This is a genomic window from Nocardia sp. NPDC005746 (genome assembly GCF_040630785.1).
Classification (GTDB): Bacteria; Actinomycetota; Actinomycetes; order Mycobacteriales; family Mycobacteriaceae; genus Nocardia.
In genome coordinates, this window is sequence record NZ_JBEXYE010000005.1 from 243,645 (window position 1) to 257,817 (window position 14,173).

Annotated in this window: 12 protein-coding genes; 3 read left to right on the forward strand and 9 right to left on the reverse strand. The window is 69.2% G+C overall.

Annotated features, from left to right (window positions below; translation table 11 throughout):
- Positions 1-31: 31 nt before the first annotated feature.
- Positions 32-121: an Ms4533A family Cys-rich leader peptide gene (locus ABZ412_RS12130; RefSeq protein ID WP_357096386.1), complete on the reverse strand. Its 90-nt coding sequence runs from the start codon at positions 119-121 to the stop codon at positions 32-34.
- Positions 122-248: 127 nt separating this feature from the next.
- Between ABZ412_RS12130 and ABZ412_RS12135 the strand changes: the two genes are divergently transcribed.
- A complete protein-coding gene (locus tag ABZ412_RS12135) occupies positions 249-1,307 on the forward strand; it encodes a M48 family metallopeptidase (RefSeq protein ID WP_357279539.1) in 1,059 nt (352 codons plus the stop codon).
- A gap of 61 nt (positions 1,308-1,368) precedes the next feature.
- Here ABZ412_RS12135 and ABZ412_RS12140 read toward each other — a convergent pair whose 3' ends face one another.
- Together ABZ412_RS12140 and ABZ412_RS12145 are read right to left on the reverse strand one after the other, a co-directional pair.
- Positions 1,369-1,620, reverse strand: a complete 252-nt coding sequence (locus ABZ412_RS12140; protein ID WP_357279542.1) for a hypothetical protein — start codon at positions 1,618-1,620, stop codon at positions 1,369-1,371.
- Between the two features lie 128 nt (positions 1,621-1,748).
- Entirely contained in the window at positions 1,749-1,985 is a 237-nt protein-coding gene (locus ABZ412_RS12145) for a hypothetical protein (RefSeq protein WP_357279544.1), read from the reverse strand.
- A gap of 171 nt (positions 1,986-2,156) precedes the next feature.
- On the opposite strand from ABZ412_RS12145, the gene ABZ412_RS12150 reads away from it, so the two are divergent.
- Positions 2,157-4,055, forward strand: coding sequence for a glycoside hydrolase family 15 protein (locus ABZ412_RS12150; RefSeq protein ID WP_357279988.1), 1,899 nt, complete (start codon positions 2,157-2,159; stop codon positions 4,053-4,055).
- A gap of 48 nt (positions 4,056-4,103) precedes the next feature.
- On the opposite strand, the gene ABZ412_RS12155 is transcribed toward ABZ412_RS12150, so the two are convergent.
- The 3 genes from ABZ412_RS12155 to lepA form a co-directional block, all read right to left on the reverse strand.
- Complete coding sequence (locus tag ABZ412_RS12155) at positions 4,104-5,918, reverse strand: hypothetical protein (protein WP_357279547.1); 1,815 nt, start codon at positions 5,916-5,918, stop codon at positions 4,104-4,106.
- Positions 5,915-8,152, reverse strand: coding sequence for a hypothetical protein (locus tag ABZ412_RS12160; protein ID WP_357279549.1), 2,238 nt, complete (start codon positions 8,150-8,152; stop codon positions 5,915-5,917). Before ABZ412_RS12160 ends, ABZ412_RS12155 begins: the two co-directional genes overlap by 4 nt.
- Positions 8,153-8,690: 538 nt before the next feature.
- Complete coding sequence (gene lepA / locus ABZ412_RS12165) at positions 8,691-10,538, reverse strand: translation elongation factor 4 (RefSeq protein ID WP_357279551.1); 1,848 nt, start codon at positions 10,536-10,538, stop codon at positions 8,691-8,693.
- A gap of 155 nt (positions 10,539-10,693) precedes the next feature.
- On the opposite strand from lepA, the gene ABZ412_RS12170 reads away from it, so the two are divergent.
- Positions 10,694-11,275, forward strand: a complete 582-nt coding sequence (locus tag ABZ412_RS12170) for a type II toxin-antitoxin system PemK/MazF family toxin (protein WP_357279554.1) — start codon at positions 10,694-10,696, stop codon at positions 11,273-11,275.
- A gap of 69 nt (positions 11,276-11,344) precedes the next feature.
- On the opposite strand, the gene ABZ412_RS12175 is transcribed toward ABZ412_RS12170, so the two are convergent.
- From ABZ412_RS12175 to ABZ412_RS12185, 3 genes are all read right to left on the reverse strand, one after another.
- Positions 11,345-12,124 (reverse strand): aquaporin, encoded by a 780-nt coding sequence (locus tag ABZ412_RS12175; RefSeq protein ID WP_357279557.1) that lies wholly within the window; start codon positions 12,122-12,124, stop codon positions 11,345-11,347.
- Between the two features lie 63 nt (positions 12,125-12,187).
- Complete coding sequence (locus tag ABZ412_RS12180) at positions 12,188-13,030, reverse strand: transglutaminase family protein (RefSeq protein ID WP_357279558.1); 843 nt, start codon at positions 13,028-13,030, stop codon at positions 12,188-12,190.
- A gap of 88 nt (positions 13,031-13,118) precedes the next feature.
- Positions 13,119-14,090: an alpha-E domain-containing protein gene (locus ABZ412_RS12185; protein ID WP_357279561.1), complete on the reverse strand. Its 972-nt coding sequence runs from the start codon at positions 14,088-14,090 to the stop codon at positions 13,119-13,121.
- Between the last annotated feature and the right edge of the window lie 83 nt (positions 14,091-14,173).

A 14,173-nucleotide genomic window follows, 5' to 3' on the forward strand; every position in this document is an offset into this window, starting at 1 on the left:
ACTCAGACGTGCAGCAGTGCCCGATCGGCGATCAGCGACAGTGAATGTCAGCGACCGCGAGGCAACCCACAGCGATCAACGCCAATTCATGGCGGACCTGGGGAACAACGCTCGACAGCACGGGGCGACTTTAGCAGAGGTGCACGTCAGGCCGCTAATCTCCGGCGGTTTGAAATCGTCTCGAGCACAACCCTGGTCGCACACGGCAGACTGTATCGAGACTGCGACTTTCCAACGGGGGACATTCCATGACGACAGCGCCCGCACGTATCCGCCGGGACTTCCCGGGCATCTCCACGCGCGCCTGGGAGCATCCCGCCGACCGCACCGCACTGGTCGGCCTGCGGCAGCTGAGTGGCTTCGACACCCTGCTGCGCACCCTGTCGGGTCTGCTGCAGGAGCGGCAGCACCGGCTCATGTACCTCGCGACCGCGGTGCGCGTCGACGAGCGGCAGTTCAAGAACCTCGACCAGCTGCGATCGGACGCGGTCAAGATCCTCGACGCGCAGCGCACCCCGGAGATGTTCGTGCTGCAGCAGCCCGAGGCCAATGCCTTCACCATCGGCATGGACCGGCCCTTCATCGTGCTGACCACCGGCCTGCTGGATCTGCTCGACCACGAGGAGCTGCGGTTCGTGGTCGGCCACGAGCTCGGGCACGCGCTGTCCGGGCACGCGGTCTACCGGACCATGCTCATGCACCTCATGCGGATCGCCGACGGCATCGGCTGGATGCCGGTGGGCGGCTGGGCGGTTCGCGCCATCGTGGCCGCGCTGATGGAGTGGAGCCGCAAGTCCGAGCTGTCCGGCGACCGGGCCGGACTGCTGGTCGGGCAGGACGTGGAGGCGTCGGTGCGAGTGCACATGAAGCTCGCGGGCGGCTCCCGGGTGGACGAGATGAGCCACGCGGCCTTCCTCACCCAGGCCGACGACTACGACCGCGCGGGCGACCTGCGCGACGGCGTGCTCAAACTGCTGAACCTGGAACTGGCCAGCCACCCGTTCTCGGTGCTGCGGGCCGCCGAGCTGCGGCGCTGGATCGCCGGCGGCGAGTACAACCGCGTCCTGGACGGGCAGTACCCGCGCCGGGAACAGGACAGGGACGCGCGCATCAGCGAGGAGATCAAGCACGCGGCGCGGTCGTACAAGGAGAGCTTCGACCAGTCGGAGGACCCGCTGATCCGCACCGTGCGCAATCTGGGCCGCGATGTCGGGGCCACGGTCACCACGGTGGGCCAGGAAGTCGGTGAGACGCTGTCGAAGCTGGGCAAGCGGCTGCGCGGCGAGGGCAACGAGGACAAGGAATGAGAAAGGGGTCCGGGGCATCGGCCCCGGACCCCTGCTTCTCGCTCGGCGATAACCCCTCGGGTTACTCGTCGCCCTCGACCACCGGCGGGGTCTCGAGGATGTCGAGGATCCACTCCTCGGTGGCGGATTCGGCATCCTCCTCGTCGGGGCGGATGCGGTTGCTCAGACGCACGCCCAGACCCAGCAGCTGGGCGGCCTTGACCATCTCGAGGGCCTCTTCGGGACCGGCGTAGTGGGTGGCGATCAGACGGGGCTCGTCTTCGAAGTCCTCGTCGGACAGCACGAGTTCCAGACCTTCATCGGTAGTCGACATGGGTCAGCACAGTACGCCCAGAGTTCGCCGAAGCGGTACCGAAACTCGCTCAGCGAGTGAACAACCAGGCGACGACTACGAGAACAAGTAGTGCGATCAGGGCGAGCTGGACACGAGAGCGCGGCATGTCAGGCGGCTTCCTTCCGGATGCGGCGCGGGTGCGCGGTGGTCACGGTGGCCTCGCGGGCGGCGATCCGATCGCGGCCGAGCACGTGCAGCACCAGGCGCAGGATCCGGTCGAGGAGGTAGGCGATGCCCAGGCAGACCGGCACCATGGCGGCCAGCACCACCGCGAACTGGGGAACGAAGGGCAGCCCGGCCACCCACAGTTCCACGCCGTCCCACCATCCTGCGATCGCATGCACGACCCCAGCCTAGGCCGCGAACGTCATGGTGGACGATTCGGGCTGTTCGGAACGATCATTGATGTCATGGAGTCGTACGACGAACCCGAGTCGCTCGAAGCCCCACGAGACCCGCTGGCCACGACGGACCCATCTCCGTCCGACGCCTACCTGCCGTCGGCGGTGGGCGGGATGCACCATTCGGTGTTCCCGCCCATCGACGACTACGCCTTCCTGTCCGACTGCGAGACCAACTGCCTCATCGCCCGCAACGGCGCGGTGGAGTGGATGTGCGTGCCGCGCCCGGACTCCCCCAGCGTCTTCGGGGCCATGCTGGACCGCAGTGCGGGGCATTTCCGGATCGGCCCCTACGGCCGCAACGTGCCGGCCGCGCGCCGCTATCTGCCTGGCGGCCTGATCGTCGAGACCACCTGGCAGACCGAGACCGGCTGGCTCATCGTGCGGGACGCGCTGGTGCTGGGACCCTGGCACAACAATCGGTCACGCAGCCGTACCCACAAGCGCACGCCCATGGACTGGGACGCCGAGCACATGCTGCTGCGCACCGTGAAATGCGTGAACGGTGTGGTCGAACTGGAGATGAGCTGCGAGCCCGCCTTCGACTACCACAACGGCCCGGCACAGTGGGAATACAGCGGCAACGTCTACGAACAGGCAAGTGCCAGTTGCTATATCGACGGCTGCCCGACGCTGACGCTCACCACGGATCTGCGACTGGGGCTGGAGGGCCGGGAGGCGCGGGCCCGCACCCGGATGAAAGAGGGCGACGAGATCTTCGTCGCGCTGTCCTGGGCGGATCTGGAGCCACCGCGCACCTTCGCGGAAGCCGCGGAGAAGATGTGGCAGACCACCGAATGCTGGCGGCAGTGGATCACGCTCGGGCGTTTCCCGGATCATCCGTGGCGCGGGTACCTGCAGCGCAGCGCGCTGACGCTGAAGGGCCTCACCTACGCGCCGACCGGAGCGCTGCTGGCCGCGGCCACCACATCCCTGCCGGAAACCCCCGGGGGCGAACGGAATTGGGACTACCGATACACCTGGGTGCGCGACTCGTCGTTCGCGCTGTGGGGCCTGTACACACTCGGGCTGGATCGCGAGGCCGATGACTTCTTCGCCTTCCTGCACGACGTCACCACCGACGACGAGGGGAAACCCACGCCGCTGCAGGTGCTGTACGGCATCGGCGGAGAACGCGAGATAACCGAATCCGAACTCCCCCACCTGTCCGGCTACGACGGCGCGCGCCCGGTCCGCATCGGCAACGGCGCCTACAACCAGGAACAGCACGACATCTGGGGCACCATCCTGGATTCCGTCTACCTGCACGTGAAGTCGCGCCAGCAGGTGCCGGAAACCTTGTGGCCCATGCTCGAACGGCAGGCGCAGGCCGCGATCGAGAACTGGCGCGATCCGGACCGCGGCATCTGGGAGGTGCGCGGCGAACCGCAGCACTTCACCTCCTCCAAGGTGATGTGCTGGGTGGCGCTGGACCGCGGCGCGAAACTGGCCGAGCTGCACGGGGAGATGGACTACGCCAAGAAGTGGCACGACATCGCCGACGAGATCCGCGCCGACATCCTCGACAACGGCGTCAACGCCCAGGGCGTGTTCACCCAGAGCTACGGCAGCGACACCCTCGACGCCTCCCTGCTGCTGGTGGTGCTGACCCGCTTCCTGCCGCCCGACGATCACCGGGTGCGGGCCACCGTGCTCGCCATCGCCGACGACCTCACCGAGAACGGCCTGGTGCTGCGCTACCGCACCGAGACCACCGACGACGGGCTGTCCGGCGAGGAGGGCTCGTTCACCATCTGCTCGTTCTGGCTGGTGTCGGCGCTGGTGGAAATCGGTGAGCTGCAACGGGCCCGGCAACTGTGCGAGCGGCTGCTCGGCTATGCCAGCCCGCTCAAGCTGTATGCCGAGGAGATCGACTCGCGCACCGGGCGGCACCTGGGGAACTTCCCGCAGGCATTCACCCACCTGGCGCTGATCAACGCGGTCATGCACGTGATCCGCGCCGAGGAGTCCAAGCACACCGGCCAGTTCCATCCGGCGCACCCGGGACGCTGAGAAGAGCACCGCGACAAAGAAATCGGCCGCTCTCGCGGCCGATTTCTCTCAGTACGAAGACCTTTCGCCGATCCCGTCGGCGGTCTCGCGAATATCGCGCAGCCGCACCAGCGATCGTTCGATCTCGGTGAGCCGCGCCTCCCGGCCCGCGCCGGACCCCACCGTGGCGGCCTCCTCGGCCGCGCGCAGCGAGGCGTCCACCGACCGCAGGGTCGAGGTGGCGATCTCGGTGAAATGGTCGCGCAGGCTGCGCTGCACCGCGCGCAGCCGGTAGCGGGACTCCTTGCTCACCTGGAAGATCACGTCGTCCATGAGCCGGGCGACCGCCACCTTGGCCTCGGCCTGGCGGCGGGCACGGCGGGCCTTGCGGTCGTCCCACAGGGCATTGAGGCCCAGCAGGATGGCCGCGCCGCCGGAGTACCAGTTCACCAGCGACATGTGCAGCAGGCTGGTGATCAGACCGACCATGAGCAGGCCGCCGTAGGAGCCGCGCAACGCGGTCAGCACCTGGGCGGTGATGCCGAGTTTGGCGCTGTCCAGCTTGTCCAGCGCCGCAACGGGTTCCAGCACCGCGCCGACATCGCCGGGATTGTCCAGCTTGAGATCCGGGGTGGGGATGCCGCTCTCGGGGAACTTGGCGGCCACCTGCTCGGCCAGCTCCACCGAACGGTAGTGGGCGATGACGAAGTTCTCCTCCACCGCCTCGCAGATCTTGGCGTCGAGATCCGCGCCGAAGTCGTTCCAGCCCTTGACCGGATCGCCCTTCATGATGTCGGCGTCGGCGTCGCGGATCAGGCTGCGCAGCCGGTGCCGCAGATCGTGTTCGGTATCGGCCATCAGCTCGCCCGCGCCGTCGGCCAGGGTGACCTGCCAGTTGGCGGTGCGCTGGCGGAGCTGCTCGGCCTCCTCGCGGGTGCGGCGCAGCTGCTCGGTGATCACGGTCAGGCGGCGCGGATCGCGCAGCGTCTCGGCCTCGCTGCGCAGCGCCAGCGACAGGTGGTCGGTGATGAGCCCGATATCGCGGACCGCGGCCTGCACCGCGACCGCGTCCGCGCGGCCCAGCACGTGGGCGCGCAGATGATCGAGCAGTTGCGGCACACCGGATTCCAGATCCAGGCGCTGGTCGCCGTTGGCGGTGGCGTGCGCGTGCAGCCGCGCCGAGGCGGGGGCGACCGCGAACGCCAGCCCGGCGTCGTCGAGCAGCTGCCGGTCGTGCTGCTGCACCTGCGGCCACTGCGGATACTGGTCGATCTTGTTGAGCACGCAGACGACGGTCGGGCACACCTGCTGGACGCGCTGCAACTGCTCGATCTGCGCCGGGGTGAACGGGGCGCGCGCGTCCGCGACGTACAGCACCGCGTCGGCGGCCGCGATCAGCGACCAGGTGGCCGGGGAGTCCGCGGGCGAGCCGGGCGCGTCCAGCACCACGAAGCCCTCCGCGAGCAGCGGACTGGGCTGGGTGAACTCGGCCCGGATGACCTCGCCCGACCCCAGCTCCGCCAGCGCCGACTGCGGGTCGACGGCCGTGCGCTGGGCAGTGCCGCCCGCGCCCGCCGTCACCAGCGTGGCCGCGGCCTGCGGGCCGTACTCGGCGATCACCGGGACACTGGCCTGGCCGTCGGTGGCGCTCACCGCGGCCCCGACCAGGCTGTTCACCAATGTGCTCATCCCGGACCGGGATTCGCCCACCACGACCAGCCGCACCCGCGGATCGGTCAGGCGAGCACGGGCAATGCCCAGCCGGCCGGTCAGATCGAGACGGCCGGAGGCATGGGTCAGTTCGAGCAGCCGGTCGAGCAGCTCGACCAGCGGACCCAACGCATCGGGATTCTTCACCGCTACCTGATGACCCGGCGCGCTCACAGCAGCAGCATGTGATCGCCCGGACCCTGCGCCGCGAGGTCCGCGTACCCGGTGTCGCCGAGGCCCGAGAACAGACCGGCGTCGTGCACCAGCAGGCCCGCATCGTGCACGGCCAGCACCGAATCATGCACGCCGAGAGGCGCGTCCTGAACCGGCAGGACCGAATCATGCACCGGGAGAACGGCGGAGACCGGCTGCGCGTGCACGACGGGGGTGTACTGGTCCGCGATCGGCTTCACCTGGGTCGGCGGGTCGATGTGCGGCGCGGTGGTGATCGGCGACGGCATCGTCGGCGCGGGCGCGACGGTCGGCACCGGCGGGACCGAAACACTGGGTTGCCCACCGTGATCCGGGACCGACGGCTGGGTCGGCACGGTCGGCGCGGTCGGGCGTGGCGCGACGGTCACGGTCGGCTGATGTGGGGTCGGATCGTCGGGCACGGTGACCGTCGGCACGGTGGGACGGGTCCCGGTGTTGTCGTCGGACGGCGAGTGCGGCTTGGTGGGGAGGTCGGTGTCGCCGGTGTTCACCGGCGGGGTCACCGGCTTGATGGTCGACGGCGTGTCCAGGCCCTTGGTCAGGTCGTCCAAACCCGGGATCTTGGTCGGGATCGGCGGCACGGTGAGCGTGGGGCCGTGATCGACCTTGGTCGGCGGGGTGGCGTGCGGCACGCTCGGGGCCGGGGTGGCCGCGGGGACCGGCTTGGTCGCCAGCGTGGTCGGCTGGTGTCCGGGCGTGGACGCGTCTCCACTGGCCAGCACCGGCGTGCGGCCGTGATCGAACAGGGCGGGCGCGACGGACGCGGGCGCGGTCAGCGGCGACGGACCGCCGTGCGTGGTCAGCAGATTCGCGATCGGCTGGTTGGCGGCGTCGGGCTGGATGGTGGTCTGCAACGGCGTCACCGCGACCGGCTGGACCGTCACCGGCGCGACCGGCGCGACCGTCACGGGCGCGGCGGGCGAGGTGGCGACCGGCGGCACCGGGGCGGGCGGCATCGGCTGCGCGGCCGGGGTGGGCGCGATCGTGGTGAGCGCGATCGGGTTCGACGGCGCGGGGGCCACCGGCGCGGCGGGCGACAGGCCCGGCGCGGGAGCCGTCGCGGCGGGAGCGGACGGGGACGCCAGCGGCGCACCGGAGGGCGCGACCGGCGACGTCGAGCCCGGCGCACCGGCACCGGGGGCGGCGGACGACGACTCGGAAACACCGTGTCCCGGAACGCCGTTCACGCCGGCGGCGGTGGTGGCACCGGACTTGTCGGCGGGCTGCGCGGACTGCGGCGTGGACGTGCCCGGGGTGGCGTGCGCGCCGTTGTCGGGCAGGGTGTTGTTCGCCGGAATGTGCGAAATCCCCTGTCCCAGTTGCTGGTTGTAGGCGTCGAGCTGGTTGCCGACCGCGCCGACACCCAGGTCGGCCTTCAGGTTGGAATGGAACCACACGCCGTCGAGGCCGATATGGGCGTCGAAGGCCCAGTCGGTGCCCAGGAAGACGCCGGTGCCACCCTGACCGGCACCCGCGCCGATACCGTCGAACACGCCGGAGTGGTCGGTCAGGCCGGGCTGGTGGTCGGGCACCAGGCCCGTCGCGCCCATGCCGGGCAGGTGCATGCCGTCGGAGCCGGGCAGCCCGAAACCGGGCAGGCCGGACGGGAAGCCGGGCAGGCCCGGCAGGTGCGGCTGCTCGAGCGAGGGCAGCTGCGAATTCTCCTGCGCCGGTTCCGATTCCGTCGGCTGGTCGCTGTCCATGGGCAGACCCCAGCCCGGGCGCGGCCCGTAGGTCGGGAAGCCGGACAGGGACGCGCCGGTGTCGGTGTCGGGCAGACCCATGCCGTGGAAGCCGGCGTGCGAGGGCTCGTTGGCGGGAATGGCGTCGAGCGAGGGGAACAGTCCGGCGTCGGTGCCGTGGTATTCGCCGAGCGGCCCGAAGACGCCGTTGACGGGCGCGACCACGGGACCGTGGTGCTGCGGCAGCGAGTCGGGGGTCAGGTCCGGGAAGGTGATGGTCGGGCTGGGCACGTTCGGCTGCGGGTCCTCGGCCTGCGACCAGCCGACGTTCTTGCTGTCGTGGTTGATCGCGGGCGATCCGCCGCGGCTACCGCCGGCCGCGATGAGCGCGCCACCGGTCACGTACGCACCGCCCCGAGCCACGCGCGCGACACCGTTGGCAATGCGGTAGGCGGCGTCACCATCGTTCTCATCGGCGCCGGAAGCATCGTCGAAGGGCAGATCACGTGTCATGCTGGCTCCGCTCTCAGGGCTCCGACGGCACCGAACGCGGGCCACCGGACCAAACTCGTTTCACACCCTATTTCCGGAGAACCGGTCTGTCACATCCACCAGGTAGGAGATGGGCGCTCAACGGTGTGCCACACAGCTTGTCACCCTGCGAATCCGGACGGAAGCCCCATTTTGGGCCTGCATACCGAACCTTGCGCTTTGACCGGCCGCCCGGAAGTCATCCCACCCTATCCCCCCGGCGACGGCAGCCGAGAACAGCGCGCCGCCCCCAATTACTTTGCCCCACTCCCTGAGGGGCGGACACGGGATCGAACCCCAACCCCGGTACCGCACACCCCGGCAGCATCCAGGCACGGCATCCAACACCAACCCCCGGCACCCCACACCCCAGCAGCAACCAGGCGCCGGGATCCAACACCAACCCCGGCGCCCCACACCCCGGCAGCAACCAGGCACGGGAATCGAACACCAACCCGCCCCCCTCTAGTACTGTGCCCCGCTCCCACAGGGAGCGGGGCACGGGAGCCCGGAGAGTCGGCTACTTCTTCTTGTCCGACCCCGAGTCGGTCGACAGCGCCGCCACGAAGGCCTCCTGCGGCACGTCCACGCGACCGATGGTCTTCATGCGCTTCTTGCCTTCCTTCTGCTTCTCGAGCAGCTTGCGCTTACGGCTGATGTCACCGCCGTAGCACTTGGCGAGCACGTCCTTGCGGATCGCCCGGATGTTCTCGCGCGCAATGATCTTCGATCCGATGGCCGCCTGGATCGGCACCTCGAACTGCTGCCGCGGGATGAGCTCGCGCAGCTTGGTGGTCATCTTGTGCCCGTAGGCCTGCGCGGCGTCGCGGTGCACGATGGCCGAGAAGGCGTCGACCGCCTCGCCCTGCAGCAGGATGTCCACCTTGACCAGGTCGGCCTGCTGTTCGCCGGCCTCCTCGTAGTCGAGCGAGGCGTAGCCGCGGGTGCGGGACTTCAGCGAGTCGAAGAAGTCGAAGATGATCTCCGCCATGGGCAGCGTGTAGCGCATCTCCACGCGGGTCTCGGACAGGTAGTCCATGCCCAGCAGCTCGCCGCGGCGGGCCTGACACAGCTCCATGATGGTGCCGACGAACTCGCTCGGCGCGATCACCGTGCACTTGGTGATCGGCTCGTGGGTCTCGCGCACCTTGCCCTCGGGCCAGAACGACGGGTTGGTGACGATGTGCTCGGTGCCGTCCTCCATGACCACGCGGTAGATCACGTTGGGCGCGGTGGAGATCAGGTCGAGGCCGAACTCGCGTTCCAGGCGCTCGCGGGTGATCTCCATGTGCAGCAGGCCCAGGAAGCCGCAGCGGAAGCCGAAGCCCAGGGCCACCGAGGTTTCCGGCACATAGGTCAGCGCGGCGTCGTTGAGCTGCAGTTTGTCCAGGGCGTCGCGCAGATCCGGGTAGTCGGAGCCGTCGACCGGGTAGAGGCCGGAGTAGACCATCGGCCGGGGTTCCTGGTAGCCGGCCAGCGCCTGGGTCGCGCCGTCGCGGGCGGTGGTGACGGTGTCACCGACCTTCGACTGGCGGACGTCCTTCACGCCGGTGATGAGGTAGCCCACCTCGCCGACGCCCAGGCCCTGGGTGGGCTTGGGTTCCGGGGACACGATGCCGATCTCGAGCAGTTCGTGCTGCGCGCCGGTGGACATCATCTTGATCTTCTGGCGCGGGGTCAGCTTGCCGTCGATCACACGCACGTAGGTGACGACGCCGCGATAGGTGTCGTAGACGGAGTCGAAGATGAGCGCGCGCGGCGGCGCCTCCGAGTCGCCCACCGGGGCGGGGATCTCCGCGATCACCTTGTTCAGCAGCTCGGGCACGCCGACGCCGGTCTTGCCGGAGACCCGCAGCACGTCCTCGGGCTCACAGCCCACGATGTGCGCGATCTCGGCGGCGTAGCGGTCCGGGTCCGCGGCCGGGAGGTCGATCTTGTTGAGCACCGGGATGATCGTGAGATCGCGTTCCATGGCCAGGTACAGGTTGGCCAGGGTCTGCGCCTCGATGCCCTGCGCGGCGTCGACCAGCAGCACCGCGCCCTCACAGGCCTCGAGCGCCCGCGACACCTCGTAGGTGAAGTCGACGTGTCCGGGGGTGTCGATCAGGTGCAGGACGTAGTCCTCCCCGTCGACGTTCCACGGCAGCCGCACGTTCTGGGCCTTGATGGTGATGCCGCGTTCCCGCTCGATATCCATGCGGTCCAGGTACTGGGCGCGCATGGCGCGCTCCTCGACCACACCGGTGAGTTGCAGCATCCGGTCGGCCAGGGTCGATTTCCCGTGGTCGATGTGCGCGATGATGCAGAAGTTCCTGATCCGGCTGGGATCGGTGAACGTCTTGTCGGCGAAGCTGCTAATCGGAGTCACTCCTCGGCATGGCGAAACAGCGGCATGTCAACCGGCAAGTCTACGGGGTTGGGCCCGATGTCCTCGCCCCGGTCTTCCCCGGGCGTGAACGACCCGTCGCCGCAGGCGAATCCACTACGGATGAGAATCGGGGTCTCCGCCGTTAGGCTGCGGTCATGGCCGGCAGGTGGAACGCTCTGGGGAAGCAGTTGGGGATCGTGGCTAAGGAGCAGGGGACCCAGCTCGTCACGCAGCAGGCGCCGAAGTTGATCGGACGGGTGCGGCAGTCGACGGTGTGGGACCGCGCGCTGAAGGCGGTGGGGACGCCGCGCAAGGGTCCGGGGGTGAACGTGCGGCCGACCTCCTCGGCGGGGGTGCCGTCGCGGGAACGCGCGCGGATGATCGTCTACAGCCCGCAGCTGGACGGGCGCGCCGATCCGGGCGAGATCGTGTGGACCTGGGTGCCCTACGAGGAGGACCCGGACAATGGCAAGGACCGGCCGGTGCTGGTGGTGGGCCGCGACGGCGGCACGCTGCTCGGGCTGATGCTGTCCTCCAATGCTGATCACGCGCGCCACGACAACTGGGTCGGCATCGGCAACGGGCCGTGGGATCACGAGGGCCGTGACAGCTGGGTGCGGCTGGACCGCGTGCTCGATGTCCCCGAGATGGGTATTCGCCGCGAGGGCGCGATCGTGCCGCGCAAGACTTTCGACAAGGTCGCGCACCGGCTGTGCGCCGAATACCACTGGCACTAGGGCTTTCCCGAACAAGAGATCGGCCCCCGCTCCGAAACGGAACGGGGGCCGATCGAGTATTCGCGACGCTCAACTGATCATGTTGCGCGAGCGGCCGAACATCAGGCTGTACACCAGCGCGCCCAGCACGCCGCCGATCAGCGGGAACACGATGAAGACCCACAGCTGCGCGGGCGCGCCGTCCTGGTAGAAGGCGACCGCCAGGCTGCGGGCCGGGTTCACCGAGGTGTTGTCCACCGGGATCGAGATCAGGTGGATGACGGCCAGGGTGAAGCCGATCGACAGCCCCGCCAGCGGCACGTCCGACAGCTGGTCGGTGGAGGCCAGCACCACGAACACCAGCAGCGCGGTCAGGATCACCTCGACGGTGATGGCGGCCGCCAGGCCGTAGCCGTTGACGGTGATCTCGCCGAGCGTCAGCTTGGACGGGCTGTGCGCACCCCAGCCGTTCGCTCCCAGACCGTCTTTCGCGCGATCGTACGAGGGCAGGTTCTTGGCGATGGCGTAGATGACCGCGCCACCGATCAGACCGCCCACGATCTGCGCTACCCAGTAGCCCGCCGCGACCACGATGTTCACCCGGCCCAGCAGCAGCTGGCCGACGGTGACCGCCGGGTTCACGTGGCAGCCAGAGATCGGGCCGATCGCGTACACCAGGAACAACAGGGTCAGGCCGAAGGCCAGTGCCACGCCGAGCGCTCCGACCCGGCTCCCGGCCAGCACCGCGGTGCCGACGCCGCCCAGCACCAGCACGAACGTGCCGAGCGCCTCGGCGAACAGCTTGCGCCCCAGGGTGGGTGGTTGTAGGTCGGTGAGATCCTCGGCGACTTCCTGAGCTGTGGGAGACATCGGCTACCTTCCGCTTGCATGGACAACGCACCGGTGTAGAGCGAGCGGCGCGAGCCGGAACCCTCAGGCCAGGCGGGTTATTTCCACCACCACGTCGAGATCGGTCGAGCCGCTTCCGCTGAAGATACCTTTCAACGGGGGCACATCCGCGTAATCACGACCGACACCGACCGAGACGTGTTGCTCGGTGACCGCGATGTTGTTGGTCGGGTCGTAGCCCCACCACTGCCCGGTCCAGGCCTCCACCCAGGCGTGCATCTGGCCCGCCACGGTGTGGCCCACCTCGGCCGCCGGGTCGGGGTGCAGATAGCCGGACACGTACCGGCTGGGAATCCCCATGCCGCGCAACAGCAGCAGCGTGAGGTGCGCGTAATCCTGGCACACGCCTTGCCGTTCGGCGTACGCCTGCACCGCGGAGGTGTGCACCGAGGTGGTCCCGGCCAGGTAGTTCATCTCCCGGTGCACCCATTCGGCCGCGCGGACTACCGCTTTGGCGGGCGGCACGCCGCGGGCCAGCTGCCGCGACACCGAGGCCAGTCGCCGCGCCCGGGGCACGAACTCGGTGGGTTCCAGCAGTTCGTCGAAGCGGTCGCCGATGACGTCGTCGCGCAGCTCCTCCCAGGACAGCTCCTCGGGCGGGCCCGCGAACGGCTCGGTCTCGACCACCGACGCGCTGGTCACCTCCAGTTCGGTGTGCGGGGCGTGCAGGTCGAAGGCGGTGACGGCGGTCCCCCAGTAGTCGGTGTACCGGTAGGACCGGGTGGAGGGCACGGTGTCGACGCGATTGAGGATCACGGTCTGCCGGCTGTCGGCGCGCGGCGTGAGCCGGGCCTCGTTGAACGACCGGGTGACCGGCGCGTCGTAGACGTATCCGGTGGTGTGCACCACCCGCATGCGCCAGCTCATACTGCTTCCTCCTCGGCGCGAACGAGGCCCTGCGTGGTTACGCTTCGCAAGCGCAGGGAGGTGGAGCGGCGCCTCCGGGCCTGACCGTTCACGCCGGCTCCTCCATCCGCTCGGCCCCACGTCCGTGCAGGCCGGTCCACGCCACCCAGGACTCGGCGTGGAAGTACTGCAGCGCCACGGCCTCCCCCACCTCGCGGCAGGTCTGCTGTAACCACAGCAGCCGGCTGGGCAGGTCCTCCAGCAGCACCGTCGAGGGCAGGAACTCCAGCTCGCTGCGTGCCCGCCCGAGCAGGCGGTGCGCCTCGTGGCGGGCCGCGAACCGGCTGTTGGGCCGTTGATCCAGTTCCTGCAGGCAGGCCTCGGCCACCCGCAGCGAATGGAACACCGACCGCGGGAACAGGCGGTCCAGCAGGATGAACTCCGCGATCTGATTGGCGTCGAGCACACCGCGGTGGGTGCGCAGGTACGGGTCGTGGGCTCCGGCCGAACGCAGCACCGTCACCCACGCCGGGGACGAGGTGCGGTCCCCGGCGCGCGAATGCAGCAGGCGCACCGTCATGTCCACGCGTTCGATGGATCGGCCCAGCAGCAGGAAGCGGTAGCCGTCGTCGCGGCTCAGGGTGGAATCGGAGAGTCCGACGAACATGGCGGCGCGGTCGGTGATGTAGCGGCAGAACTCGTGCGGCCCCAGCGCCCGCGCCGCCCGTTCGGCCGCGGCCAGGCCGTTGAAGGTGGCATTGAGGCATTCCCACATTTCGGTGGAGGTGACTTCCCGTGCGCCGCGGGCATTCTCGCGCGCGCGGCTGATGGAATCGACGATCGAGCCGCCGTCGCGGCCGAAAGCCACCAACTCCGTCACCGACCAGACATCCAATTCCTGTTCCGCCTCGGGCTGCTCGATGCCCAATACCCGCAGCAGAACTCGGGAAGTCCGATCCGGATCGACGGTCGCCTCTTCCAGCAACTGGTGGACCGCGACATCCAGAATGCGCGCCGTGTATTCGGCACGCTCGACATATCGCCCGATCCAGAAAAGGGATTCGGCATTGCGCGCCAACATGATTCTCTGCCTATCTGCCTCCGCTTCGCTCCGGCGGGTTCGCGACCCTGGAGGTCTCGTTCTTCCCTCCCTCCGCTCCTCCG